This is a genomic window from Ancylomarina longa (assembly GCF_003996985.1).
GTDB classification, from domain to species: Bacteria; Bacteroidota; Bacteroidia; order Bacteroidales; family Marinifilaceae; genus Ancylomarina_A; species Ancylomarina_A longa.
Genome location: NZ_RJJX01000030.1, coordinates 1 through 25,743, shown reverse-complemented (window position 1 = coordinate 25,743; position 25,743 = coordinate 1). Strand labels below are relative to the sequence as shown.

Sequence of the window (25,743 nt, the reverse complement as noted above, 5' to 3'; positions counted from 1 at the left end):
CTATATTTTCGAATCTTTCCCCTTCTCCTCTCCTACGTACTTGGCTAAAAATTGCACAGCAATCATTAATATTTATCTTTGTTGCAGATTTAAGACTCTTTTATCTTTATTGAATGAAAAAAGGAATAATTATCGGTGGCGGAATTGCCGGATTAACAGCAGCCATTGCAATGGAGCAAGCAGGAATGGATTTTACTGTTTACGAAGCAGCACCTGAACTTAAACCATATGGTGCCGGAATTTGGATGGCACCCAATGCCATGCAGATATTCGAACGATTAGGCGTAAAGGATGCCGTTTTAAATGCCGGTATCGAATTAAAAAAGGTAGATATCACGGATGAGAACCTGAATTTGATTCATGGTCTAAACTTATCCCGAATAAAAAAAGAATTTAGATCCTCTATTGTTGCAATACACCGAACCAAACTACAAATGGTACTTTATTCCTTTTTGAATCCGGATAAGATAATTTTAAATAAAGCACTGGTTGGCCTAAACGATTTGGGAGAAAAAGTAGAGCTTCAATTTGCTGATGGAACTCAAGCAGAGACTGATTTTGTGATAGGTGCAGATGGAATTAATTCACAAGTTCGCAAACATCTCTTTCCCGAATTTCCCCTCAGATACGCTGGTCAAAGCTGCTGGCGAGGTTTAGTCACCCACACCTTATCCGAAGAATGGAAAAATTCCACCTTGGAACTCTGGGGAAACCAACTCCGATTTGGAATGGCAGAAATGGCAGACGAACAGATTTATTGGTTCGCAGTGAAGACTGCTCCGGAAGGAGAACAAGATCAAAGCAATAATATTAAAGATGATTTGATATCGAAGTTTGCTAATTTTAAAGGACCGGTAAAAGAATTAATAGCGGCAACTCCGGATTTCATGATTCGCAGAACCGATTTGTACGATTTACCAGGATTAAAAAAATGGCACAAGGGAAAGGTTTGCCTAATTGGTGATGCTGCACATGCTACCACTCCTAATTTAGGACAAGGAGGAGCGCAAGCGGTGGAAGATGCCTATACTCTTATACAATGTCTAAGTAGAAAGATAAATGAGAAGCAAGCTTTTCATCTCTTCCAACATAAGAGATATAAAAAGATCAAGAAGATTCTGTTAGGTTCCTATTGGCTTGGTAAAGTTGCCCACTGGAGACATTTTAGGAGCATTAGAAATTTTGTTCTGAGATCGACTCCTGGATTTATTGAGACCTCACAACTACATAGTATTTACCGTGTTGATTAATTCGTTTAAAATTTAAACAAAGAATATTATCAGCAAATTAAAATAAAGAACAATGAAAAAAATGTTATTCACCCTGCTTTTAATGATTAGCTGTACAGTAATCGTTAGCGCGCAACAGAATATTTATCAATTTAAGGTGCAAACTATTGATGGATCAGAATTTGATTTCTCACAATTAAAAGGAAAAAAAGTAATGGTAGTAAATACTGCTTCGAAGTGCGGTTTAACTCCCCAGTATAAAGATTTGGAAAGCCTTTACGAAAAGTACAAAGAGGAGAATTTTGTAATTGTAGGTTTCCCTGCTAATAATTTTTTAAGACAGGAACCTGGTACCGATGCAGAAATTAAAACCTTCTGTACCAAAAATTACGGAGTTACTTTTCCTATGATGTCGAAAATATCAGTAAAAGGAGATGATATGCACCCACTCTACCATTGGCTGACCCAAAAATCAGAAAATGGTGTGATGGATTCCAAGATAAAATGGAACTTCCAAAAATACCTGATTGACGAAAATGGACATCTGGTAGATGTTGTTTATCCTAAAACAAAACCAAATTCGGAAAAAGTATTGAACTGGTTAAAAAATTAATTATAGAGATCTTAATAATTAAAAGGCTTGAGGATTCATTCTTCAAGTCTTTTATACAAATCTACTTTTTCCAAGATTGAATTTTATGGCCTTTCACTGCATAAAAAAGAATAAACAGATAACAAGGTATCATTAACCAGTATGCTTGCTGGGTGTTAAAAACATCAGAAAGTCTTCCCCAAACCAATGGTAGTAAAGCCCCTCCGGAAATTGCCATTATTAAAAGAGCAGAACCTTTACTGATAAATCGTCCGAGTTTATTTAATGCTAAAGGCCAAATCGCAGGCCACACTAAAGCATTTGCCAAGCCAAAGCTTGCTACAAATATTACTGATATTAAACCCGATGTAGTAACTACTCCAATAGAGAAAATGATACCCAGAATAGCCGACATTTTAAGTGCAAACTGTTGACTTATCACCTTAGGAATTAAGGAAACTCCTATCAGGTAACCAACGATCATGCTCAGCATGGTAAAGGAAGTGAACATTTTAGCTGTTTTCAATTCAATACCTAGCGAGAGTCCATAATTGATAATTGTATCTCCTGCGATAACTTCAGCTCCAACATAAAAGAATAATGCAACAACACCCAAAATCAGGTTCGGGAATTCAAATACACTCTTTCTATGGCTTATTTCGTCCTCTTCAGTTTCCTCTGAGATCGTATCTATCTTTGGTAGTGGCGCAAACCTCACTCCTATTCCCATTAGAAATAAAACTATAGTCATTGCAATATAGGGATTGATGACTCTTCTGGCCAATTCATCCAATGCTAATGATTTGGAAGCTGCATCCATCGCCTCCAAACTCTTCACAAGAACATCTCCATCGTGCAAGATGTAATATGCCAAAATTACGGGAGCCAAAGCACCGGCCAATTTGTTACAAATCCCAAGTATGCTGATTCTTCTTGCTGCACTCTCCTGTGGACCTATGACCGTAACATAAGGATTGGCAGCAGTTTGTAATACTGCAAGACCAGTGCCTACAATAAATAAACCGGTTAAAAACAACGGGAAAGTTCGTATCATCGCAGCAGGAATAAAGGTTGCTGTTCCCAGCGCCATAATCCATAAGCCAATTTGCATTCCTTTTTTGAATCCTATTTTATCTAGTAGCCATGCCGATGGTAGTGCCATTATAGTATATGCGATGTAAAACGAAAATGCCACAAACAAAGCTTGAAAATTACCTAACTGGCAGGATATTTTCAGATAAGGAATCAGGATTCCATTGAGCCAGGTTACAAATCCAAAAATAAAAAACAGAGCACTTATAATAATCATTGGTACCAGGTTGGTCTTTGAAGAGTAGCTTAAATTCATTCGTAATGATTTAGTTAAAATGTAGAAATCAAAATTGTCTGATATATCGTTTTTGATTCAGATATTTGATTCGTATTTAAGGATAATAAAGCACCAAATATTCTATGCCTTACAAAGTCTCTAAAATATATCTTTTCAAGGAATATTAATAGCTTTCAGCCAAACATTACCATCCGTGCACTTTAGAGCATCATCTAGTCTGACAAATGAAACTTCTATTTCACAGTATTTTAAGAATTTAAGCAGGAAAACACAATAAAGGAAGAGTTGTAATCGGAAATAAACATTTACAGGATATGGATTCTCTGGAATTCTACCTCAAAGATACAGGCAGAGTTATTCCTCCGAATAAATAGGAAATGATCTTTGATTGGTTTACACAAATTCAGATGGAATGATATGGACTTAAGTATCACAAAAGGATTGGTTCAGCTCTTAGGTGGAAAAATTAGACTTGAATCAGAATTAAATATGGCAACAACCTTCTTTTTCACCCTTCCTGTTAGCACTCAATAGAAAATCAAAAGCTTGAATAAAATTGATATTTGCGAATTTAACATCAATCAATAAATAGTGTAAATTCCCGATTTATACACGACAATATCCAACAACTATGGTATTCTCATGAATTTATGAGCTTGTAAAGAAATATTCCATTTTGGATTATTCTTTACATATTCCACTATTGGCTTTACATTATGCACATACTGGCTCCATTCTGATTGCAAGTACAACAAACAATCATCACTTACATGCTTTGATAACTCCTCAGCCCATTCAAAATCTTTCTCTAAATCGTAGATGATAACTTTTAATTCATTGGCTTTTTGATAGGAAGATTTCTCCGGTAATTTATTACGCTTTGGTGATAAACAAATCCAATCCCACTCCCCGCTAATTTCATATGCTCCGGAAGTTTCCAGGAAATTCTCAATATTGTGCTTCTTCAACTCCGTACACAATGGCTCCAAATTATATAAAGAAGGTTCACCTCCGGTAACCACAACTGCTTTAGCAGGTGATTCCACAGCCTTTCGAACCACTTCCTCCACAGATATCAAGCGATGTTCTGCAGGATTCCATGAAATCTTACTATCACACCATCTGCAACCAATATCACAACCACCAATACGAATAAAATAAGCAGGTTTACCTGTATGAAAACCTTCCCCTTGAATAGTATAAAAATCCTCTACCAATGGTAAATCGGTTCCTTTATCGAATATTTCTTTGTACTTGTCTTTCAATTCTTACTCCTTTTCTTGTGATAAAATTAGAGATACTCAGGCTGTTTAGTTGATTGGGCTACAAAATTACAAGCTTTTTAAGGATTTCAAAATCAAAGCCAATGATTATTTAAAATGATTTTAATCTATAAGCTTATTCAATTTGGAAGAGAGCATGGGAAGGATATTTATTCAAATATATCCAGTACGCAAATTTAGACTTAGAATCTAATTTTTTGTTAACTTTGATAGGAAATCAAAAGATACAGAAGCATCCAAAAAAAATCAACCAATGAAGAACAAAATTATTCTATTCCTTTTTATTGTAATAATTGCTTTTACCAGATGTTCCAGCGATAATAACAAGACAAATCCCCAGCTAGATCATAACCCAAAGAATCTTACTATTTTTTGTGTAAACGATGTGCATGGACAAATAGACAATTTTGCGAAAGTCAAATACATTGTTGATGAGGAAAAAGCAAAAAACGATGTGATTGTTGTAAGTGCAGGGGATCTTTTTTCAGGAAATCCGGTGGTAGATAATCATCCTGAAAAAGGTTTTCCTATGATTGATATCATGAATAGAATTGGTTTTGATATTGCAGCTTTAGGTAATCATGAATTTGACTATGGAACTACAAATCTGAAAAATAGAATGAACCAATCCCATTTCGATTGGGTTTGTGCCAATGTTGATATGCAAAATAGTGGCGTTCCACAACCTTTTGAATACAAATCCATTCAAACCTCACAGCTTAAAATCTGCTTTCTCGGCCTAATTGAAACCAATGGGAAAGAGGACGATGTCATTCCTTCTACCCATCCCTGGCGCGTTCAGGAATTGCAATTTGAAAGACCGGAGGATGTAGTTTCGCTTTATGCCAATGTGAAAGCAGAAGAAAATGCAGATTTATATATCTGTTTAAGTCACTTAGGATTTAATGGTAATGATCATGTTTTGGGAGACTCCCAACTAGCAAATAAATTCCCTTATTTCGACATGATTATCGGAGGACATTCACACGATAAAATCAATACTGTAATAAATAATATTCCGATTTTTCAATCGGGTAGTTATTTGAAATATCTTGGGAAAATAGAATTAGTAGTAAAGGATAAAAAAATAGAATCCATCAATTTCAATTTAATTGATTTAAACAAATATTCTCATTTTGATGCGGAGTTAAAATCAGTAATTGAGACCTATAATGATCAACCTTACCTAACCGAGGTAATTGGCTATTCCAATCGAAACCATAATAGTAGTCAGGTTGGTTGTTTTTATACCGATGCTTTGCGTAGTGGTTTAAATGTGGATGTTTGCTTCCAGAATACAGGAGGTATTCGATCCGGATTGAACGAAGGCGATATCACTAAGAGGGAGATTTACGAAATATCACCTTTTAACAATGGAACGGTGATTTACGAGATGTCGGTTTTCGATATCAAAAAATTCTTACGCGGTTCCGGTTCCGGCTTTTATTATTCAGGAATAAAAATCAAGCAAGATGATCAAGACGTAGAAATAAGAGATTTACAAGGCAAAATACTCTCTAATGATACCGTTTTAAGCGTTGGAATAAATGATTATATAGCAGCTGTTCACGACACCTATTTTCCACAAACAGGACAAATACAAGATAAAACAGATGCTGAAACGATTATTTCATTTCTGGAAAACAGTACGAAAGCCGTGGATTATCCTATTTGCGATCGTTACTTTAGAATGCAATAAAGAACATTATAGAAAAATGCCAAAACATCAGTTTTGGCATTTTTCAACTTATAAATCCTATAAAATATTCAGAAATTCAGTCTTATTTCCCCGAAAGTTCTGGCCAACTCTGCCACTCCACCTTAAATAATGATTGCGGCAATTTGGTTTGCTCTGTTGAAATAAAGAGAGAATCATTCTCCCCAAAAACAATTCCTTCGGTTTGAGCTCGTCCCAATGATTTTAGATCCACAAACAATTGCTTGCCTCCAAAAAAATCAGTTCCCTGATATTGGAATAGAATCATCATATATGTATGAAAATCCTTATAACCGACCAAAGCTACCATTTTTCCATCAGAGCGAATATCTGCACCAGTTACCATAAAATCAACATCAAACTCGCAGTTTGGTTTCAACTTGTGATAGCTTGTATCTTTAGACATTACATACATTCTGGTTTTATGATCTCCCCAGTTTTTGCTGAAAAAATATAGCGAATCCTTATAGGCAAAGAAGGCTTCGCAATCATAGTTGTGAGTTTGCTTTCGCTTCGAAAAATCTTTTTGATCGGCCCATTCAAATTTTAATTTCTCGCATTCTTGAACGGAAACAGAGTCTTTAGAAATTTGGGATTTCCGCAGGCGCAATACTCTTAAATCTCGTCGATCCCCAAAATTATTACCGAAATCCCCAATATATAGGAAAGTGCTATCCTCAGTCAAGTCTTCCCAATCCAAATTGATTGCTTGGCTTAAACGTAATTCCTTTCTGAGATTTCCATTTCTATTATAAGCAAATAGACTGGCTGCGCAATCACTATCGTTATTAATCCAAAATAATTGATTGTACCACACCAATCCCGATTGTTCATCTACCTTTGCAGAAAGCTGATCGCTTACTAAAATCGGATTGTAGATAATTGTTGGTATAATCGTGCTTGACGAATCCTTTAAGTTGCTTACTTCAGAAAGTTCTTTTGTAGGAGATTTATGCTGACAAGAAGCTAAAACAAGAAGAAAAATAGTTGAGAAAAGGAATGATTTCATAAATAATTTATTAATTCTGCGGGCTTAAAACTTAGATTTATTACAATAATTTAAATGTAGTATTCCGAAGTATGCTTAATTTCTTTGATGACAAAGTTACTATTTATCACCCCGATATTTTTAATTTTAGATAGCTGATAGCGTACAAATTCATGATACGATTCAAGGCTTTGCACATGAATTTTTAAAATAAAATCAACCTGACCAGCCATATGATAACATTCCTGGACTTCATTTAAGCTTTGAATCTGTTTTTCAAACTCATCAATGAAAGATTCATCGTGGTAACGCATGGAAATTTGGCAAATTGCAGTAATGCTCCTGCCAATTCTGTCCTTATCGAGTATTGCAACATATTTTTTAATAAAGCCTTGATTTTCGAGTCGTCGTATTCGCTCATACACAGGTGATACTGTCAGATTCAACATAGCTGCAATTTCTTTTGCTGTCTTTTTGGAATCATTTTGCAAAATCCTCAAAATGGTTCTATCTGTTTGATCTAAATTTTCCATAAAAAGAAATTTTTACTCCATTTATAACGTTTGCGCTACGGAAATACCAATTATTCCTGCAATATACTCTATTTGCAATTATTTTTACCTAAATACTCATAATTAGTATGATTTTTCACCGAAAGGCACTTACTTTGATAGCAAATAACACGGGTAAGCACATTATTAAATTTTAAATCAGCGCACTTTTTATATAGATTTAAATCGTAGAAAAGAAAAGCTTACACGCTAAAAAGAAAATAATAGAATTGAACTTATTTATAGTTTAATCTTAAAAAATAAACAACAATAAACAACAACAAACACAACACACTAACTAACAATTAGACTAATCTAAACACCTCCTTACCAATCGGTATCGAGGTGTTTTTTTTGCTTTAATATCATTTTCCATTTAGAAATTTTATACATTCTCTTATTTTAAGGAAAGAAAAAATGCGTCCCGAATGGAACGCATTTAATTTGAGAAGTAATACTTATTTTTCTAATTCGTAACCATCGGTTTTTCCTTTATCAACAGCAGGAATTCCATCTGTCATCCATACCGGTGCAGGTTTTCCTTTTAAATAATGATCGAAAAACTGCATGGTTCTAATGGATAAATCCATTCTATCGGCGCGTCTTTTTAGGTTATGTCCTTCATCGTTATAACTCAACATCCAACATGGTTTGTGTAATCTTCGCATAGCCATAAACAACTCAATGCCCTGATACCATGGCACTGCACCATCATGATCGTTGTGCATCATTAACAATGGAGTTTCAATTTTTGGAGCGAAAAAAACTGGTGAGTTTTCGATGTATTGCAATGTGCTATTCCACAATGTTCCGCCGATTCTACTTTGTGTGTGCTCGTACTGAAACATTCTGCTCATTCCACTTTCCCAACGAATTCCTCCATAGGCTGAAGTCATATTACTAACCGGAGCACCGGCCATAGCACATTTGAACAAATTGGTACGGGTTACCAGATAGGCAATTTGATAACCTCCCCAGCTTTGTCCTTGCAAGGCAATATTTTCCTTATCGATAAAATCATAACGATTCATCATAGCCAGAGTTCCTGTTACAATGGAACTATAAGCACATTCACCAGGATAACCCACCTTGTGATAGGTGATATCCGGCATAAAAACAATGTATCCATTGCTCACACAATAACTTGGATTAATGATAGACCAATTTGGTTGTGGAACATGATGGCGATGCATTCTATCAGAAGTTCTCTCATAAAAATATACTAGCATTGGGTACTTTTTCTTCGGATCGAAATTCTCTGATTTATATAACAAGCCTTGCAATTTTTCTCCATCACCGGAAGTCCAATCAACCAATTCCACATTTCCCCAGATATAATTCCTTTGCTGCGGATTCGCATCGGAGACCTGTTTGCGATCCGATAAATCCAAATTACTAGTCCATACGTTTGGATAATCAACGAAAGTGGAACGACTCCATATTAAACGCCCTGCATTTTTTGCTTTCACAGCTTTAAAAAAGGAGGCATCTGCAAAAAGCAATGCTTGTGGCTCCTTATCCTCTTGCAACTGATAAAAGCCTGATTTCTTATTCTGCTCCTGAAAGGCTCTCAAAAGAATTGGCTTTTTAAGATTCACAAACAATTCCTCCTTATCCAATTGAATATAGTCGAATCTGATTTTATCTCTTCTACCCAAGCCGTTTGTAAGGTTTATTGCCCCTTTCTCTCCTTTCGGATCAATTTTCCATAAATCGTATCGATCCTTAATGATAACTGATTTGTCATCTTTCGTCCAACCGACCAAACCATAAGGAGATGGATCACTTGGTGTGTCATGCCATTCATCGAAAAAATTCGCTTTTATTTTATTCGTTAGGGCTCGACTCAATCGCTTTTCTCTATCGTAGGAATACCACGTGCTATCCTGTGTTTCGAACCATATTAGATATTTCTGTGTAGGAGATAAACTTACTCTGGAGTTCTTTTTCTGTAGTATCAATTCCTGTTTTCCTGTACGTGTATCTATAATATAATAATCAGCATATCTATCGTCCCAAGAAATGAGTTGTCGATAGGCTAAAGCCGATGAACCTAAAGCAAAAGCTGAGTTTCCATGATCATAGACTTTAACATTAGGAATCTCCTTATTAGCCAATTGAATTATTTTCTGATCCTTGGTTTGGAATACCGCCAGATAGGTTCTCTTCTTCTCCTTTTCTGCCTGCACTTTTTGTTGTGGTTGAATCAAAGGATCCTTCCAGTTCCATACATCCAAATGGTACTTTTCCTCCTCCAATAAAGTATCTTTTGGCTCATTTATTGGCTTTGGAGCTACCCCAAAGAACAGGTGTTCTCCATCACGCGAAAAATAAATATCCCCATTTTCACTCGCCGTCCAATTATTCTGTATTTCGGTACTAAGCGTATCCACAATTCGTTTAGGAGAATCCATTTTCGCATTGGCATAGTACAATTCAAAACATTTTTGTTTTGTTGTATCGCTGGAAAAGAGAAAAGAAATCTGTTCCCCATCGGAGGAAAGGCTTGTCTTTTGAGCATAACCGTCCTGATTAAAAATAATTTTCAAATCATCTTGCTCTGCCCGAAACCAGTTTACTGTTGAATGAACCAAACTATCTCCTTCAGACTGTACAAACCCAACTGCATTTCCATTCTCAGATAATTCATAATTACTCACATTGGGATAGGTGTGGGATTTTCCAGTACTCATATTTAAAATGATCAACTCTCCTTTTTTGATCTTATCCTTATGCTTTGATTTCTTTGGGAATTCACTACTGTCTGCCTTTATCGAATCCTTTGCATGCTTAGGCATATTCATTAGTGCAGCCATCCATTCACCTTCCTCTTTTGGCATTTGGAATGACTTAAGATTCGCAAATCCTTGTTTATTACCATTTTTCAGATTCCAGATAGCCAAAGAATCTTTCGGTAGATCCTCCTTTTTCTTCTTGTCTAATTTTGCCTGACGAATAGTGTCGAAAGGAGCTTTAATTCGATAAATAAGCACTTCGGAGTTTGGAGAAAAAACGGGATTATAAGCACGGGAAACAGAATCCAATTCTCCTGATTTCACCTGATAAAGATATAGATAGCCATCTCCTTTTTGAGGGTTCACCTCATAACTAATCCAATTTCCATCATTAGAAATCTTTTGATTTTTTAAATTTTTCCATCCGTCATAATCGGAATGCTTCAGCGGTATTTTGCTGGATTGGGCCATTAAATTACTCGCTAATAAGCAAGCAATAACAGCGGTAAGTAAATGTTTCATGATTGTGTATTTGTTGTTAAGGTTTAATAATTTTCATGATGACTTTACCGCACAATATATCAACTTCACTTCCCTAATTTATTTTCTGCCCCCTATCTCCTACAAATAAACCAAGGATTTAATAAATCACTTTTATTATAAGAAAGCTCCTCGTCGGAATCGATAGGAGAAACTCTTCCTCCGGAGGCCGACACAATAGCGTGACCTGCCGCAATATCCCACTCCATCGTTGGAGCATAACGGGGATAAAGATCTGCTAATCCTTCCGCAATCATACATAGCTTTAAGGAACTTCCTTTGATAATCAGTTCAACTGGCTTATTCCCCTTCTGCAAATTCTCAATAAAATCTTTGGTTTCCTGATTCATATGCGAGCGCGAACCAAGCACTTTAATACTATCACTGATATTTTGCAATGGCAAGGATTTACTCTCCATCAACAGCTTTTCCAAATCCTTGTCCCAGGAAACTATTTCATCCCTGCGAAATGCTCCCAGTTCCTTATCTGAAAAATATAATTGTTTGTAAACAGGCACGTAAATAATTCCCATAATAGCTTTTCCACGCTCAATTAAAGCGATATTCACCGTAAATTCATCATTCCGTTTGATAAATTCCTTGGTTCCATCCAGTGGATCAACAATCCAGCAATATTCCCATTTTTCTCTCGCTTCAAAATTCAAATGTTCGCCTTCCTCACTTAAAATCGGAATTTCTAATTGATCCAAAATATCAACGATTTCTTGATGTGCTCTTTTGTCCGCAATTGTCAATGGACTATCATCTGATTTGATCTGAATCTGAAAATTATCGGAATGATAAACTTCTAATATTTTATTTCCTGCATTCAAAGAAGCTGTAATAGCAGCTTTTAGCAGTTCTTTTCTTTTGCTTAAATTCATGTATAAAAATGCTTTTCGATCCTACAGGATAGCGGAATTTTCTAATAAAAATAAATATATGACAGAATCAAAACGGCAACCACCATGTAAATCATGGTTAATGGGAATCCTATTTTGAAAAAATCTTTAAAGGAATATCCTCCGGGACCGTAAACCATTAGGTTGGTTTGATAACCAATTGGAGTCATAAAATTAGCTGCTGCTCCAAATGCAACAATAAGTACAAAAGGCTCGGGATTCAAATGCAAATTAAGTGCCATGGTGATAGATATTGGGAAGACAATGGCTACCGCAGCCTTATTCGTTATATATGCAGCCAAAACAGTTGTTATTAGATAGATCCCAAACAAAATCCCCATTCTTCCCAATGGCATAAAAACAGAGATTAACAAATCTGCAATTATATCGGCTAAACCAGATTTTATCATTGCTGTTCCGAAAGCCAGAGATAAAGATATTATAAGTGCGAGGTTGAAATCCACCATTTTTGCAATATCCTTGGGATTGGAAATTTTTAAAGCCAAAATCACGATTATCATCACAATTAAGGTCATGAACAGCGGTACAATTTTTAAGGCAGACAATATCACTGCCAGAATAGTACCACCCAAAAGCAGTCCGATTTTGTATCCTTCCTGCTTTCGGAATTCTTTCACTTTGGAAATGAAATAAAAGTCCTGTACTCTTTGCGATCGACCAACAAAATCGTCACCACCAAGAAGCAGCAAAACGTCACCGGCACGAAGTTTCACTTCTCCTATTTTTCCGCTTACCCTACCACCATTTCTATGGATACCAATAACAGCAGCATCATACTGTCCCCGAAAATTAGCATCTTTTACAGTCTTGGATATTAAGGTGGAATTATGGGAAATTACAATCTCAACAACTTCAATGTGTTTTTTATGTGTTAACATTCCTACGGTAGGTAATATTAAACCAGAATTTGGCAAGACCAAATCAGCAATGGTTTCGGTATCCCCTGCAAACATCAGCTTGTCACCTGCTTCTAATCTGTATTCCTGCGATACGGCAGCAATCTTTCTACCTCCTCTGTTAATCTGAAAAAGATATAAACCTTTGAGATTTCGAAGGTCAGCTTCCTCAATGGATTTACCAATCAAGTCGGAATTTACTTTTACATGTGCTTCAACAATATATTTCCTGGCATTTTCAGAAAACTCGTCCAAAGCATCTTCCTTATCGGGCAGGAATTTTTTACTTACCAGTAACAAATAAATGGTACCAATAATCATCATAGGAATACCAACCCATGCAAAGCTAAACATGTCTAAAGATTTCAATCCTGGTATTATCTTTTGATCGACAACCATACCGTTTACGATCAAATTGGTTGAGGTTCCTATCAAGGTAATACAACCGCCCAAAATAGCAGCATAAGAAAGTGGAATCAAGAGCTTTGAAGGGGAAATATTATTGCGTTTACTCCAACTGTGGACATATGGCATCATCACTGCTACTAAAGGAGTATTATTTAGGAATGCAGAAAAAGCCCCAACCAAAACCATCATTCGAGCCATGAATTGCCGATAGGTTTTGGTTCTCTGAAATACCCGATCTAAAATGCTCTCCACAATTCCAAGATCACGGATAATGTCGCCAATCAACAGCAACATCAAAATTACCACCACCTGATCATTAGCAAAACCACTTAGTATTTCTTTCGGAGTCAGAATTCCAAATATCCCCAAAACTACTACTCCTATCAGAAAGGTAAACGCAGGTCCAATCCACTCCTTATAGAATGAAATCAGGATAAATACTAATACGATTAATACGACGATCGCATCAAATGTGAGCATAGAAAAAGATTTGGGTATAATATCAAACTACGAAGATACAAAAATACCAGAAGCTAAAGGGAAAAATCAGGTTTCCTGATAGGGCAATCGCATTTTATGATATTTATACTTTCTACAGCCTGATGCAAGTCATGATAGGGCAAAAAGTTATTTCTTGTGGCTATTTTATCCCTTCTTGGGGATAAATCACCTGCTCTTGGCTTAAATACACCACTCTTGGGACTAAATTTACCAATCTTGGAGGTTCTCAAACAAGCTTGGGAAATAAGAACCCATCTTGGAGGTTTTCAAGTAGTCTTGGGAGGTAAAAACCCGTCTTGGACAAGGCTTTCAGAGCTTTCCATGAAAATATATTCAAATTTGTGTAAACGGTAATTTCTGATTTGAATGAGTAACATCTTTAAAAAATGAGTTCTGACAATAAAATTATCAGAACTCAAGATAAACTCAAATATTACTCTAAATAGTCAATCTTTCCTTAAAGGGTAAAAAAGTCATAAAATCGGCATGATGCACAATATAGGCTTCGGTGCTTCGCTTTACCATATTTCCTTCTCCTGCATGTGTGGCAATAATGTGACAAACTTCAGGTGGGATTCCACATTCTTCTGCCAAAACTACACCAGAAAACGGATGCCGAAGATATTTGCCATAACTTCCTTGAACAGCATTGCCATTCTCATCCAACTCGTATTCCAGTAATTTGCCCACATCGCACAAAATTGCACCGGAAATTAAAATATCCATATTTACAGGAAGCTCCTTCTTGAAAAAAGCATTCATTTTCTCTCCACTCTCCTTGGCTATGTGAACTACGCATTGTTTGTGATCCATAAAACTCACCTGTAAATCAGGTCCGCAAAGTAGTGTAAATGGAATACGGCTTAAATCCTCTACAGATAAAATACTCCGCTCCAATGCTATTTCCCATACTCCAGCTGTTTTTTTCCGCAGTTCCTCATTCTCAATCCAAGTCAACTCGGGCCATAGCCTTTTGACAGTATCTTTCATATTGCAATTTTTAAATTATAAATGATCAATGATGGCATCTGCCATTTGTTGAGTTGAAGCGGCTCCTTTTTGAATTACATCAGGTGTTCCAGTCATTTTCATCATATCGTAGGTCTGTGTTTTTCCTTCACGAATAACAGTGGCAATTGCTTTTCTGATTTTGACAGCTATTTCTTTTTCTCCCAGATAATCCAACATCATACATGCCGATTCTATCATTGCAATCGGATTTACTATAGAGACTTCGTAGTCGGCATATTTGGGTGCAGAACCATGAGTAGGTTCAAATACTGCAATTCCTTCGTCTGACATTTGTGCGCTGCATGCAAATCCTAAACCACCAATTAAACCTGCAAATCCATCCGATACAATATCCCCAAACATATTACCTGCCACAATTACGCCGTAATTCTCCGGATTTTTGGTCAACCACATCATTTGCGCATCAATATTGGTATTCCACAATGCAATATTCGGATATTCAGCTTTCTGGATCTCCTGAGCCAATTTGAACATCATACCTGAAGTTTCTCTGATGACATTTGGTTTTTCACATAGTGTTACCGACTTGTATCCATTCTTTTTAGCATATTCGAATGCAGCTTTTAAAATCCGTAAAGTTGCTTGTTTTGTGAATATTCGGGTTGAAACAGAAATTTCTTCCCGTGGAACTGCCCCAAAATTTTTCACAAATTTGGGATGACTGGTTAGGGCAGCGTAAACCGTATCATCCGGATTCGACCACTCTACACCGCCATATAATCCTTCGGTATTCTGACGGAAAATAGCAACATCAACCAGTGGTTCTTCAACCGTATTATTTTTCCCCCGGCGAATAAAATTTAATGGATTCCCCTGATAACTTCGGCAAGGACGAATGCAAATATCCAAATTAAAATGCTGGCGCAGACCAACAATAGGACTGGAATAGACAAGACCACTATTGCTTAACTCGGGTGACAATTCTTTAGCAGCAGCTTCCTTTGGTTTAGAAGTGATGGCTCCAAACAGAGCGATTTTATACTTTTCTAACAAGTCAATGGTACGTTGCGGTAGCGGATTTCCCTCTTTTCGCCAGAATTCCCAGCCAATATCGGCTTCGATATATTCGGCGTCGAAACCGGCAGCCTGCAAAACACGAATAGTTTTCTCTAATACAACTCTTCCAATGCCATCTCCGGGCATAGATACGATGGTTCTTCTGGTCATACTTTATGGTTTTAGCAAATTAGTGTATAGTTATATTTCCCTTAAATATAAACAATTACTGTGGCTTCACTCATGAGGAATATCATTTTTAATGCATAAAAAAAGCTCCTTATCAGGAGCTAATATCAAACTGGAGATCTATCTAATTGGGGTTTCGAACAGATATGGGGATGTTCTTAGAAAGTAATCTTTTATTCTTATAGTAAGTAGTTTCCACTGCAATGATATGCAAGGTATTATTCAATTGAAATCCTTTATTAATGTGAAATTTTATGTCTGCCACGCCTTTCTTAGACGGTATTTCCATAAAACCTCTTCCGTTCTCAGGAAAAAATTTACCATCAATAAGCTCTCCATTATAAAATGTCACCTTTTTACTTAAATTACTCAATTTCAAACGAACAATATACGTCTGTGAAGTTTTCAGTTGGTTAATTTTCTGAATAACAATATGTGGAACGGCTTTTACCTTACCCGTGTTAGATATCTCTCTTAAACCAGTTGAGAGAAGACTATTTTTGTAAAAATTCTCAGACTTTAATTTACCATTCTCATAATACTTTCGCTGATATCCGGTCTTTTTTCCTCTTCGGAATTCGGTAGTTCGATACACTTTTCCACTCCGATAGAACCAAATCACCTTTCCATCTTTCATCCCATCCACGTAAGGAATCTCATATTGCTTTTCTCCGGTTTTATAGAAAGTATGACTAACACCAACTTTTTTATTGTCTTTAAAATTGACTATCGATTTTACCTTTCCTGATTTATAATAATATTTCACTTCCCCATTCTTAATTTTTGGGGTAGTAACTTCTTTTTTTACAATTTCAGTCTTCTTTCCCACCTCTTTTCTGCTGTTAAAGAAGGATTTTATTCCATCTACATTAAGATTACAAGAACTTAAGAAAATCAGAATAATAGTGAGGATAGGATAAAAAAATCGATTCATGTGTTTGGTGTTTTTTATTGATATTAAAAAAAGGATTAAAGCTTAGAGGATGGCTAGTAGTGCATTTTGTATCGTAAAGATATCAAGTTGGACTGAGCAGCAGCTTTTATTTTGCTTGTAAGTAAAATCATATCTAATATGACGAAACAAATGTTTAGTCAGTTTCCATGTTAGCAATAAGTATTGTAATAGATTCAGACACTATTTGCTATACCAGTTATTAGCATCTGCCCCATTATCATTGAGCAATCGTAAGTTTTAATTCTGATATTGTTTAGATGTAATCAATATTTTCGTTAAAAACACACCATTCTTATCTCTGTAATTATAAGCCATAGTAGTTTTGTTATCACGATACATTTTTAAGTCCGGATTAGTTTTCACATTATTCTCAATCATTGGTTGCATATAGTTTTGAAAGGCTGCAATATCTATTGAATCCTTCACCATTTTAACTAAAGTGTAATTATATTGAAGAATGTTATCAGGTAAAGCAATTGCATTATCTAATCTTGTTTCCTGGTCAACCATAATAGGACAACTCTCATTAATCTGACTTGCAGCTTGCATCATAGCTTTATCAAATGAAACGGGAGTAAATAAAAATTGCTTCACTAAAAAGGCTACACCTAATCCAATAATTAAACCAACTACTGTTTTTACCGTTTTACTACTATTTTTCGCTTGTTCCATTTTGTAATATTTATTAATTAGTTATCATTTTTCTCAATATCAATGGATTCAAATCTCCTTGTATCATTCTTTCTTTTAATTCTTCGATATCAAACGTATTTTTTAGAGGTTTCTTTGAAATATCCCAAATCACTACCTTATTTTCAGTTTAGCTTTTCAAATTGCTTCCTACTTGAAACCATATTCGTCTCAGTAGAATCTAAATATAAACATTACCCTTTCTCGTAATTCTTAAAAGTATCGTGCATTTAAATGAACTGTTTAGTGCTAACTTTTACTTTCTCTTTATTGGAATCCATATTTCTTCCTCAGAATTTGGGTCATTATTCTTGTATTTTTCACCTAAAACTTCAAAATGAGGTCTGTCGTCCAATTGGTAATCTGAATTAGGTAAGCAAGTCATGAAAATATACTGGAATATGCGCTTATCCTTACTTGAACCAATATAATTGAAAACAGCATATAGTCCTCCACTCAAAGTAAATATTTCCATATCTCTTGGAATATCGTTGAAGTCCTTTACCTCAACAGTCGCCCATTTTTCGAATTCACGCTTAGTATTAAAATTTTTATAGTATGACGAATCATAAACTTAAATAGAAATTTTTTCAGTTGTAAGCCTATTCTTAATTTGTTTGATTTTAGGCAAAAAATCTCCCCATAGTCTGCCTGTTTTATTATTAGACAAACTCATTTTTAGTTTGTTGCCAATCAGTTTTTTCTCTTTTAATATTTCTATTCTGACTTGCATTAGTTTATGTACTTTAATTCTAACACTTTGTTTCCTTCTATTTCACCCAAGAGTAAATTGATAGAATAGTGACAGATTGCGTGGTGCTTTCCTGTCAAACCGTGATGAAATTTGAGCGGACAACAAAAGTTGATTTTTATCACTTCCTCGGGCATTAATTATACAAAATGTTAGGCACTGGGCTTTTAAAAATCTTTTAATATCTGATGAGAAGTAATAACTTTTGTTAATAATACTTCTATGCTTTTCTTATCTGAGTCTATTCTCTTTAAAAAGCCAATTAATGGAAAAATATCTTTTTGTTTTTCAATTATTATGTATTCTATATCATTTATGTCCATTTTCAAGTTTGGCAGGCTTGATTTCAAATTTAATGATTGCCTTTTTTCCTCTAATTCTATTTCTTTTTTATAAGTAGTTACTGAAATTTCATTGTCCTCAGGGAAAAACCGCCATTCTCGTTCTTCATAGAATTTTTTCCACTTCCAATAATATTCATTTTTCTTTTCATCATAAAACATTTGCTTGCCTCTAATTTGCTTTAGATGTGGTGTTATTTTGCTTTTCTGTAGAATGTCTCTATTACTAAGTGAGGAACTAAAGGAAATTTGAGGAGAATTCGAATGTATGTAATTCACAGGAGTAATTCCATATTTTTTAGCTTTAGCTCTATTTATTCCAATACCAAAATTTCCATACCAGTTTAGATGTGTTTTTATTGCTCCTAATGGGATGTCGCAGAAACAAATTGTTTTTACAAAGTAAGCAACTCTAGAACGAGGCAGTTTTTCATAAATAAATCTAGCTTGAAGCCCCTTTGATAGAATTAAGTCTAAAATCTCCAGACTGTCCGTAAAATGAAACAGGGTATCTGAACTTAAATTTTGTTGTGTATTAATATAGCCAACTGTTTTTCTCATATCAATATTATTTACTACAAAACACTTTTGTTTTTACACCCATGGAACCAATACTGGCAATTGCACTTTTCAATGAAATTGCACTTTGAAAAGCCTCTGCTGGTGGATTCTTTTGTTTTAGTTTGGAAATGAATGAACTTTTGGAAAAGGTTTTACCTAGTAAGAGCCAAACTTCTTTTTCTGTATTTGGATTATACTTTAATTTCTCAATTTTATCCCAGATTTCATCTAATGACAGATTGTTCACATTGTTTCTAATTCTATTGTTTACAATAGAATGTATCTTCAATCTTTTATTGTTTAACTCCCATGCACCACTCCATTTCTCATATTTTATTCTTGGTGCATCATCAAAATAAGACATGAAATAAATGTTCTTCATAGCCTGATTTATTACTTCACTAATTGCAGATGCACTATATAAGCTAGGCTTAGTCATCGGATTATTCCCCTTTCCTTTTACATGAATAAAAATAAGTTTCTCTTCTTTAACTAATATAAAATCTGCAAGTTCAGTCCCCATATCATCACAAATAATAAAATCAGTATTTTTAAAATAAGGTTCCATTTCTGTACCTACACCCAGAGTATCAATTAGATTGAACAGTGTGTTCGGTTCCCATGTTTCATTTTTGATTGATTTGGTACCTTTCTCTGAGCCAATCGATTTTAATTCTTCTATAGGCATAAGAATGTTTTCAAACACTGAAGTTTTATCATCATAATTTTCACCATGTGCCAATTTGGGATCGTAAAAATTGCCATTTGCATATAACTGATTTGTTGAAGTTAAAACTCTAAAACTTTGTTTTTCATTAAGTAGTTTCAGCAGGTTCAATGCACTCTTATTTTCACTATTTTCACCTGTTGTATCATTTAATAGATTTGGACAGTTTAATAAGTATTTCCTCTTTTCTTCATCATAGTTTATGGTAACATCATAAGTGGATTCATTAAACATCAGCTCAAATACTTTTCCTGATCCATTATCTGTAATATTCATACATTTATCCATGATAAGATCAGAAATGAAATCATCTTCAAATCCATCAATATTTATTATTTGGTCTATATCAAATAGATCTAAAAGTATATTGGCTGGGACTTTGTTCGACGAGTTCGATATATTCGTTGCATAGCGTTGAAATGTTTTGATATGGTCATTTGACGTGTTAAGATTCCCCACTAAATTATCTAACCATTTTACATATTCTTTAAGTTTCAAATTCTTTGGTTCATTTTGACTAATCCTTCCTGTTGAAAAACCGACGTAAGTTTTTATTATAGAACGTTTATGTTTTAGTTCCTCCTTTTTATAGTCTTTATATGGTTTCAAATCAGAATATAATCCAAAAGCTGAATTAAGGTAGTGAGAGAAGTCATTTAAAAAAGGTGTCGTGTGTTCAATTGACGGAGCCCTGAAAGTGTGGTCTCGGATGTCTCTTGATCCAATATTACTATTTTTCAATGATACCTGAGTTAGGATAGAACTTTCATCATTTTTAAATAAATTTTTGAGTTTGTTAGAGCTTATGCTCATTCCAATTCCTAATTCATCCTTTCCAATCGGCAAATATTCTGAACTATCATAAAAAGCAATAAAGTTCTTGTATTCTTTGAAAAAGCAAATATCGTGGGAGATTGAAGGGAAGTATGCTTCTTTTAAGAAATTGGAATTATTAACTGTAAAATAATAGTATATGTAGAAATCTCCATTACTAATATTTCCAAAAGGAATTTTATCATTTTCTTTAAACCTTGTTTCAATTTCTTTTTTAATAAAATTTGAAGGGGAAAAATTTGATAGCTTTTCAAGCAAATTGACTTTTAGAGGTAAGGCTATTTCATTTAAAAGTTCATTAGTTCCCCAATTAGCAAAACTATTCAAATCAAATTTTTTCCTAAACTTTTTATCAATATATGCTCTTTCGGGTAATTGCTTTTGGAATTGATTAAATGTATTAAAACTAAACCCTTCCATCAACTCTCCTGATTCATCTAATTCTAGATAAGCCTTCCAATTTTCTCGATTATTATCCTCGGTATAGTCAAAAACGTAACTAGGAGTACTCTCCTTGTTGATATTTCTTATTATTCTTCCTACTTGTTGAATTAACGCCCTAGTGTTTTTAAAAGGTTCTATTATTGCTAATAATTGGAAGGAAGGAATATCTATTCCTTCTAGTAGTTTATATTGGTGAATCCATATTGGTTTTTTTTCTTTAGCTGGTTTTTTCGGTACATTCTGTAAAAAGAATTTCGAAATGGTTGTGTCAAGTTTGGATTTATAAGCAGTATTAAATGTTTCATGTATTGCGTAAAACTCCTTTCCTTTAGATATTAGAATTTTAGCAATTCTTATTATTGTATCTTTGTTATCACAACTAATAATCAATTTGGGCTCGTTAAAATTAGTTGTATACCTTTCAGTATTTTCAAGAATACTTTCTACTTTTTCTTCAATTGTCGATAACTGAAATTCTAGAAATTCAACTTTCCTTAAGTATTTTTGATTTTTAACCTCATTATGCTTTAGCTGATATTTATAATCATCATCAAAATCAAATGATTTAAGATCATTTCTAAAAGGTGTTGCGGTGAATAGTATCCTTGGGCACATAAAATCTCTAATCGTACCACTCCATGAAATTGCTGGTTCATAGTGTCCTTCATCAAAAATAATAAGTGAGATTTTTTTCTTAAGTAACTTATATTCCTTTTGAGAATTCTGCCTTTTTAAATAATCAAGTTTTTGAATTGTTGAAACTAGTACAACATTAGTATTATTAAAATCAGCTATTGAAACATTAGCATCGTAATATTGTACTTTTTTGGGGATTTCAGCTTTTAGCTGGAGTTTTTCATTGAAGAATGTGTTAATTTCAATACATAACTGTTCTGAAATAGCAACTCTTGGACTAATAACGAGTACATTGTCAATACTTGAATAGCATCGTGAAAGAAATGCAATTATTGGAGTTTTACCACTTCCAGTCGGCATTGCAACTAATCCAGTTTTAATTAATTCACTTTGTGAATAATTATCAAAGTAATCCCCCATTAGGGAGCAAGCATCTTGTTGATACTTTCTTAACTTGTTAAATGCTGAAATTGGAGATATTTTGTTTTTATTCATTTAGCTATTTATTGGGTCTTGGTTGCTTTGCCTTGTGCCTAACGGTAAATTGTATGAGTAGTGGCAGATTGCGAGCTTCTTTCTTGTCAAACCACTACGCAGTTTGAGCGGGCTACAAACATTGATATATACCACTTTCCCTGCCATTACTTATACAAAATGTTGTGTGCAGTTATTATACTTCAAGAGTTAAACAATCTTGTCCAATTCTAACTAAGTCTTTAAGTGTAGCAGGAGTATAGGAACCTGCTTTAATTGTCAATTTAATGTTTTTACTCTTTGCTATTCTTGCGAAGTCTTTTAATGATGCAGGAATGTAACTTCCAGATATTGTAAGATTTGCTCCTAAATTTAATAAGTCCTTAATTGTCGCTGGTGTGTAAGCCATAATTTTATGTTTTTATTAATTATCATTTATTAAGTCTGCTATTTCTTGAGCAATTTCTTCAATAGTAAATGAAGATGTATTTCTAGCAACTTTATCTGCTAAAGAGGGGCTAAAATCAAGCACTTCTTGCTTTGTAATTTCATGCCATATTGGTAATATTACTTGCTCTCCACTTATAGATTTAGAGACTATTCCATCAAGTTCATAATTAGTCCAACCTTTCTGTATGAATTTTCGGGATAATACAACTATTCCAAATCTACTATTTGCAAGACCTTTATCAATTTTTCGTCTTAAACTATCACCTATTTTCAACTCAAACTCATCATACCACACTTTTAGTCCATGACTTAACAGTTCATTTGCAAGAGGTCTAACAATCTCATCTTTGTCATCTGATGCGTGCGAAATAAAAATATCATATTTTCGAACAATTGGTTCTTCATCAAATCCTACTGGAATCTCTTTGTCTTGTAAAAGTGAAGGGACAGTTGATAATGAAGGTTGTCTGGCACTTGGAAGTGCACCTGGTAACACATTTACACTAGAACTAATTCTCCCTGCGTATCCTCCTAAATCAATTGCCACATACCAGTGTCCATTATTTGGAACTGTCACTCGGTAAGGTGAGCGTGTTACATAACCACCATAATACTTATGTCGTCGTCCACTTTTATAACTTTGAAAATTGGAACTGTCCATTAATCTCACATTTGCAGCACTCCCTTTTAAAGTTACTTCAACAATTTGTCCTCTTTGTAGATTTCCTAAATCATATTTTTGAAAATTCATAGGCTGTTTGATTTAATTGCACACAACAAGTGGATAAGACGCTATGCGTCTTATATCACTTATCTGACGTCTTTTTTAAATTGCTGTTATTCTTGTCGTTATTGGTTAAAATTACATCTAATGGGCTCTTGATTTTTGCAAGAGATTTATTACTCACAAGAGTATAAACCTCTGTCGTTTTTGAACTGCCATGTTCCAAACCTTCCTGTATAAATCTCAAACCCGTTCCTTACTCCCGCTAAGTTGTTAGTCTGTACGAAATCGCCTAGTCTAATCTCCCCTTTCACATTTAGTATGTTTTCTAAATGCCCCCTAAAATTAAATATATAATTTAATATAGTAGTATATTTTATTCAATTATGATCATAGAATCATTTTAAATAAGATTTACACTAATAAAAATAGGCTGCCGAACTAGTCGGCAACTTAAAACATATAATCTGCGAAAGCATTTTCATTTACGATTAGCCAGAACATGCTAGCTTCTTCAATTTGCACTGGTGTAAATGCAATATCCAGTACAATAGCTTGATCGGGCAGTATCACCAGCTTTTTCACTACGGTGATGTAGGCACTTCGGCTAAAGGCTATTTCGTGCATCCCCGGACTTAGGCTAGAAATGAAATAACCGCCTTTTTCGCCACCCTTTACCTGAGGATTTTGTCCGTTGCTACTTACCCGAACGCGGCGTATTGGCTTTCCGTTCACAGCATCGGTGAAGGTGTCCTGAATGGCTCTTGTACGAACCATGCTTCCGGGAATTTCGATGCTGCTCAGAAAATCCTGATACAAGACAGCATTGCTTTCGGCGTATTTACTGCGCATGTACAGTTTCAGCACATTGTTAAGCAAATCGTTATTTTTCTAATACATTTGATTAATACCATCAACCATTCTAGTTAAGTACGGCAACTGCAGGTATAATAAGTGTTAAAGGTTCGGAGCATCCTGTGCTATTCGTAATCCTTGTTGGCATATTTCGCATATTATAATGTTTCCGACTTATTGTATTCCTATATTCTGGCTTTACATGTCATCGTATCTAGCTATAATCGCCCGACTTCTTACGATACTTTCGCTTCCCCTTTGCTTCACTTTCTTTACAATCCTCTGTCCTTTCCACTCCCCTACTATGTATTCGCAATTTCTTTTGCTTCACGCTTTTTCTGATTCTCTTTAGTTTTTTTCTTTTCGATTCACTTTCCACTACGCTAATCATTACACTCACCTGTTTTCTCTTTACCTTCCACTGCTCTTATCATTACGCTCACGTCTTTTATCATTACACTACACTACCCTTATCATTACACTCACCTCTTTTATCATTACACTACACCACTCCTATCATTACACTCACCTCTTTTATCATTACACTACACCACTCCTATCATTACACTCACCTCTTTTATCATTACACTACACTACTCTCATCATTACACTACAGGCCTCTTATCATTACACTACAGCACTCCCATCATTACACTACAGCACTTTTATCATTACATGTAACAGTACGACTAGCTTCTCGCGTTCCTTTTATCTGTCCTTTCCACCAGGCTTTTCTTTATCCGCTTCTCTCTCCTATTTACGCTTCTGCTAAATATTCTATACATTCTTTGTACTATTTCCTATTCCGTCGCGAATAATCCAATTACCCCTAATCAAGATAAATACGCGCGACAGTAGGATTGGGATTCCTTATCCCGGGATGGCAGTCGCGTATTGCTCCTTTATCCCGGGCTATGGTATTGGAGCCTTTCAGGCTCTACTAAATGCGAAGCTAATTGCAATTGTTTTGAACTTAGCAATGTTCGGGCAGATTGTCACGGCTCCGTGCCTCCGCATCACAAAGACACTCTATAATGGCTGTATTTACAAAGACTGCGATAGCGGATGAAGCAATCTATTGCTAGTTGCTTTTATTCTTTATTCGTTAAGCAAGTTTCGGACAGATTGCCGCGCTACGCTCGCAATGACAGCTATGAATTAGCGCATGTGCAGTTTGTTGGAGATTGATCTGAAGAAATGTAGCAGTCTGCGGATGTTCGGATGCGCGCTGGCCTGAAAAAAATGCGGGCCGGCGGTGGGGTGAATGGATATTTAGGCTTTTCTGCTAACCAGAAAAGTCGTTAAGAATATCCAGAGTGTGGGGATAGCATATTTTTTTCTTGATTTTTTGGTTCTTTTTGCATCAAGGCAAAACGAACGAAAGCATTACA

General features: G+C 35.0%; 21 protein-coding genes and 1 pseudogene. 3 read left to right on the top strand and 19 right to left on the bottom strand.

Features of this window, described 5'->3' with window-relative positions; genetic code table 11:
* The first annotated feature begins 113 nt into the window (after positions 1-113).
* Entirely contained in the window at positions 114-1,250 is a 1,137-nt protein-coding gene (locus DLK05_RS15150; protein WP_127344854.1) for an FAD-dependent monooxygenase, read from the top strand.
* A gap of 52 nt (positions 1,251-1,302) precedes the next feature.
* Positions 1,303-1,842, top strand: coding sequence for a glutathione peroxidase (locus tag DLK05_RS15145; protein ID WP_127344853.1), 540 nt, complete (start codon positions 1,303-1,305; stop codon positions 1,840-1,842).
* 61 nt (positions 1,843-1,903) lie between these two features.
* Here DLK05_RS15145 and DLK05_RS15140 read toward each other — a convergent pair whose 3' ends face one another.
* A complete protein-coding gene (locus DLK05_RS15140) occupies positions 1,904-3,169 on the bottom strand; it encodes a sugar MFS transporter (RefSeq protein ID WP_127344852.1) in 1,266 nt (421 codons plus the stop codon).
* Positions 3,170-3,780: 611 nt separating this feature from the next.
* Entirely contained in the window at positions 3,781-4,416 is a 636-nt protein-coding gene (locus DLK05_RS15135; protein ID WP_127344851.1) for a 7-carboxy-7-deazaguanine synthase QueE, read from the bottom strand.
* 271 nt (positions 4,417-4,687) lie between these two features.
* On the opposite strand from DLK05_RS15135, the gene DLK05_RS15130 reads away from it, so the two are divergent.
* The gene (locus tag DLK05_RS15130; protein ID WP_127344850.1) at positions 4,688-6,133 is read left to right on the top strand and encodes a bifunctional metallophosphatase/5'-nucleotidase; all 1,446 of its coding nucleotides are present in this window, start codon (positions 4,688-4,690) and stop codon (positions 6,131-6,133) included.
* Between the two features lie 82 nt (positions 6,134-6,215).
* Here DLK05_RS15130 and DLK05_RS15125 read toward each other — a convergent pair whose 3' ends face one another.
* The 17 genes and pseudogenes from DLK05_RS15125 to DLK05_RS17565 all read right to left on the bottom strand — a co-directional run bounded on the left by DLK05_RS15125 (position 6,216) and on the right by DLK05_RS17565 (position 24,743).
* Positions 6,216-7,160, bottom strand: coding sequence for a hypothetical protein (locus tag DLK05_RS15125; RefSeq protein WP_127344849.1), 945 nt, complete (start codon positions 7,158-7,160; stop codon positions 6,216-6,218).
* 50 nt (positions 7,161-7,210) lie between these two features.
* On the bottom strand, positions 7,211-7,672 hold the full coding sequence (locus DLK05_RS15120) for an Lrp/AsnC family transcriptional regulator (protein WP_127344848.1): 462 nt from the start codon (positions 7,670-7,672) through the stop codon (positions 7,211-7,213).
* A 476-nt stretch (positions 7,673-8,148) separates the two neighbouring features.
* A complete protein-coding gene (locus DLK05_RS15115) occupies positions 8,149-10,947 on the bottom strand; it encodes an alpha/beta hydrolase family protein (RefSeq protein WP_127344847.1) in 2,799 nt (932 codons plus the stop codon).
* Positions 10,948-11,039: 92 nt separating this feature from the next.
* Positions 11,040-11,849 (bottom strand): 3'(2'),5'-bisphosphate nucleotidase CysQ, encoded by an 810-nt coding sequence (cysQ, locus tag DLK05_RS15110; RefSeq protein ID WP_127344846.1) that lies wholly within the window; start codon positions 11,847-11,849, stop codon positions 11,040-11,042.
* 41 nt (positions 11,850-11,890) lie between these two features.
* Positions 11,891-13,672 (bottom strand): SLC13 family permease, encoded by a 1,782-nt coding sequence (locus DLK05_RS15105; protein WP_127344845.1) that lies wholly within the window; start codon positions 13,670-13,672, stop codon positions 11,891-11,893.
* Between the two features lie 459 nt (positions 13,673-14,131).
* Positions 14,132-14,683 (bottom strand): HDIG domain-containing metalloprotein, encoded by a 552-nt coding sequence (locus tag DLK05_RS15100; RefSeq protein WP_127344844.1) that lies wholly within the window; start codon positions 14,681-14,683, stop codon positions 14,132-14,134.
* A gap of 15 nt (positions 14,684-14,698) precedes the next feature.
* Positions 14,699-15,892, bottom strand: coding sequence for an isocitrate/isopropylmalate dehydrogenase family protein (locus DLK05_RS15095; RefSeq protein ID WP_127344843.1), 1,194 nt, complete (start codon positions 15,890-15,892; stop codon positions 14,699-14,701).
* Between the two features lie 142 nt (positions 15,893-16,034).
* On the bottom strand, positions 16,035-16,844 hold the full coding sequence (locus DLK05_RS15090; RefSeq protein ID WP_127344842.1) for a toxin-antitoxin system YwqK family antitoxin: 810 nt from the start codon (positions 16,842-16,844) through the stop codon (positions 16,035-16,037).
* 258 nt (positions 16,845-17,102) lie between these two features.
* On the bottom strand, positions 17,103-17,537 hold the full coding sequence (locus DLK05_RS15085) for a DUF8479 domain-containing protein (protein WP_127344841.1): 435 nt from the start codon (positions 17,535-17,537) through the stop codon (positions 17,103-17,105).
* A 274-nt stretch (positions 17,538-17,811) separates the two neighbouring features.
* Positions 17,812-18,093 (bottom strand): annotated as a pseudogene (locus DLK05_RS17575) (GyrI-like domain-containing protein); the annotation flags it as partial.
* 36 nt (positions 18,094-18,129) lie between these two features.
* Entirely contained in the window at positions 18,130-18,288 is a 159-nt protein-coding gene (locus tag DLK05_RS17570) for a hypothetical protein (RefSeq protein ID WP_209319907.1), read from the bottom strand.
* Positions 18,289-18,473: 185 nt separating this feature from the next.
* Positions 18,474-19,208, bottom strand: coding sequence for an abortive infection system antitoxin AbiGi family protein (locus DLK05_RS15075; RefSeq protein WP_127344840.1), 735 nt, complete (start codon positions 19,206-19,208; stop codon positions 18,474-18,476).
* Between the two features lie 7 nt (positions 19,209-19,215).
* Entirely contained in the window at positions 19,216-22,344 is a 3,129-nt protein-coding gene (locus tag DLK05_RS15070) for a DEAD/DEAH box helicase (protein ID WP_127344839.1), read from the bottom strand.
* A 175-nt stretch (positions 22,345-22,519) separates the two neighbouring features.
* On the bottom strand, positions 22,520-22,732 hold the full coding sequence (locus DLK05_RS15065) for a hypothetical protein (protein WP_127344838.1): 213 nt from the start codon (positions 22,730-22,732) through the stop codon (positions 22,520-22,522).
* Between the two features lie 15 nt (positions 22,733-22,747).
* Positions 22,748-23,524: a DUF1883 domain-containing protein gene (locus tag DLK05_RS15060; RefSeq protein ID WP_127344837.1), complete on the bottom strand. Its 777-nt coding sequence runs from the start codon at positions 23,522-23,524 to the stop codon at positions 22,748-22,750.
* 426 nt (positions 23,525-23,950) lie between these two features.
* On the bottom strand, positions 23,951-24,349 hold the full coding sequence (locus DLK05_RS15050) for a carboxypeptidase-like regulatory domain-containing protein (protein ID WP_127344836.1): 399 nt from the start codon (positions 24,347-24,349) through the stop codon (positions 23,951-23,953).
* A gap of 217 nt (positions 24,350-24,566) precedes the next feature.
* Positions 24,567-24,743: a hypothetical protein gene (locus DLK05_RS17565; RefSeq protein ID WP_209319906.1), complete on the bottom strand. Its 177-nt coding sequence runs from the start codon at positions 24,741-24,743 to the stop codon at positions 24,567-24,569.
* Between the last annotated feature and the right edge of the window lie 1,000 nt (positions 24,744-25,743).

What these genes read in the sequence shown, in the direction of transcription:
- DLK05_RS15130 (WP_127344850.1), top strand. Translation starts at nt 4,688, where the DNA reads ATGAAGAACAAAATTATTCTATTCCTTTTTATTGTAATAATTGCTTTT.
- DLK05_RS15125 (WP_127344849.1), bottom strand. Translation starts at nt 7,160, where the DNA reads ATGAAATCATTCCTTTTCTCAACTATTTTTCTTCTTGTTTTAGCTTCT.
- DLK05_RS15140 (WP_127344852.1), bottom strand. Translation starts at nt 3,169, where the DNA reads ATGAATTTAAGCTACTCTTCAAAGACCAACCTGGTACCAATGATTATT.
- cysQ (WP_127344846.1), bottom strand. Translation starts at nt 11,849, where the DNA reads ATGAATTTAAGCAAAAGAAAAGAACTGCTAAAAGCTGCTATTACAGCT.
- DLK05_RS15095 (WP_127344843.1), bottom strand. Translation starts at nt 15,892, where the DNA reads ATGACCAGAAGAACCATCGTATCTATGCCCGGAGATGGCATTGGAAGA.
- DLK05_RS15090 (WP_127344842.1), bottom strand. Translation starts at nt 16,844, where the DNA reads ATGAATCGATTTTTTTATCCTATCCTCACTATTATTCTGATTTTCTTA.
- DLK05_RS15150 (WP_127344854.1), top strand. Translation starts at nt 114, where the DNA reads ATGAAAAAAGGAATAATTATCGGTGGCGGAATTGCCGGATTAACAGCA.
- DLK05_RS17565 (WP_209319906.1), bottom strand. Translation starts at nt 24,743, where the DNA reads ATGATTAGCGTAGTGGAAAGTGAATCGAAAAGAAAAAAACTAAAGAGA.
- DLK05_RS15050 (WP_127344836.1), bottom strand. Translation starts at nt 24,349, where the DNA reads ATGCGCAGTAAATACGCCGAAAGCAATGCTGTCTTGTATCAGGATTTT.
- DLK05_RS15105 (WP_127344845.1), bottom strand. Translation starts at nt 13,672, where the DNA reads ATGCTCACATTTGATGCGATCGTCGTATTAATCGTATTAGTATTTATC.
- DLK05_RS15065 (WP_127344838.1), bottom strand. Translation starts at nt 22,732, where the DNA reads ATGGCTTACACACCAGCGACAATTAAGGACTTATTAAATTTAGGAGCA.
- DLK05_RS15060 (WP_127344837.1), bottom strand. Translation starts at nt 23,524, where the DNA reads ATGAATTTTCAAAAATATGATTTAGGAAATCTACAAAGAGGACAAATT.
- DLK05_RS15085 (WP_127344841.1), bottom strand. Translation starts at nt 17,537, where the DNA reads ATGGAACAAGCGAAAAATAGTAGTAAAACGGTAAAAACAGTAGTTGGT.
- DLK05_RS15120 (WP_127344848.1), bottom strand. Translation starts at nt 7,672, where the DNA reads ATGGAAAATTTAGATCAAACAGATAGAACCATTTTGAGGATTTTGCAA.
- DLK05_RS15100 (WP_127344844.1), bottom strand. Translation starts at nt 14,683, where the DNA reads ATGAAAGATACTGTCAAAAGGCTATGGCCCGAGTTGACTTGGATTGAG.
- DLK05_RS15070 (WP_127344839.1), bottom strand. Translation starts at nt 22,344, where the DNA reads ATGAATAAAAACAAAATATCTCCAATTTCAGCATTTAACAAGTTAAGA.
- DLK05_RS15075 (WP_127344840.1), bottom strand. Translation starts at nt 19,208, where the DNA reads ATGAGAAAAACAGTTGGCTATATTAATACACAACAAAATTTAAGTTCA.
- DLK05_RS17570 (WP_209319907.1), bottom strand. Translation starts at nt 18,288, where the DNA reads ATGCAAGTCAGAATAGAAATATTAAAAGAGAAAAAACTGATTGGCAAC.
- DLK05_RS15115 (WP_127344847.1), bottom strand. Translation starts at nt 10,947, where the DNA reads ATGAAACATTTACTTACCGCTGTTATTGCTTGCTTATTAGCGAGTAAT.
- DLK05_RS15145 (WP_127344853.1), top strand. Translation starts at nt 1,303, where the DNA reads ATGAAAAAAATGTTATTCACCCTGCTTTTAATGATTAGCTGTACAGTA.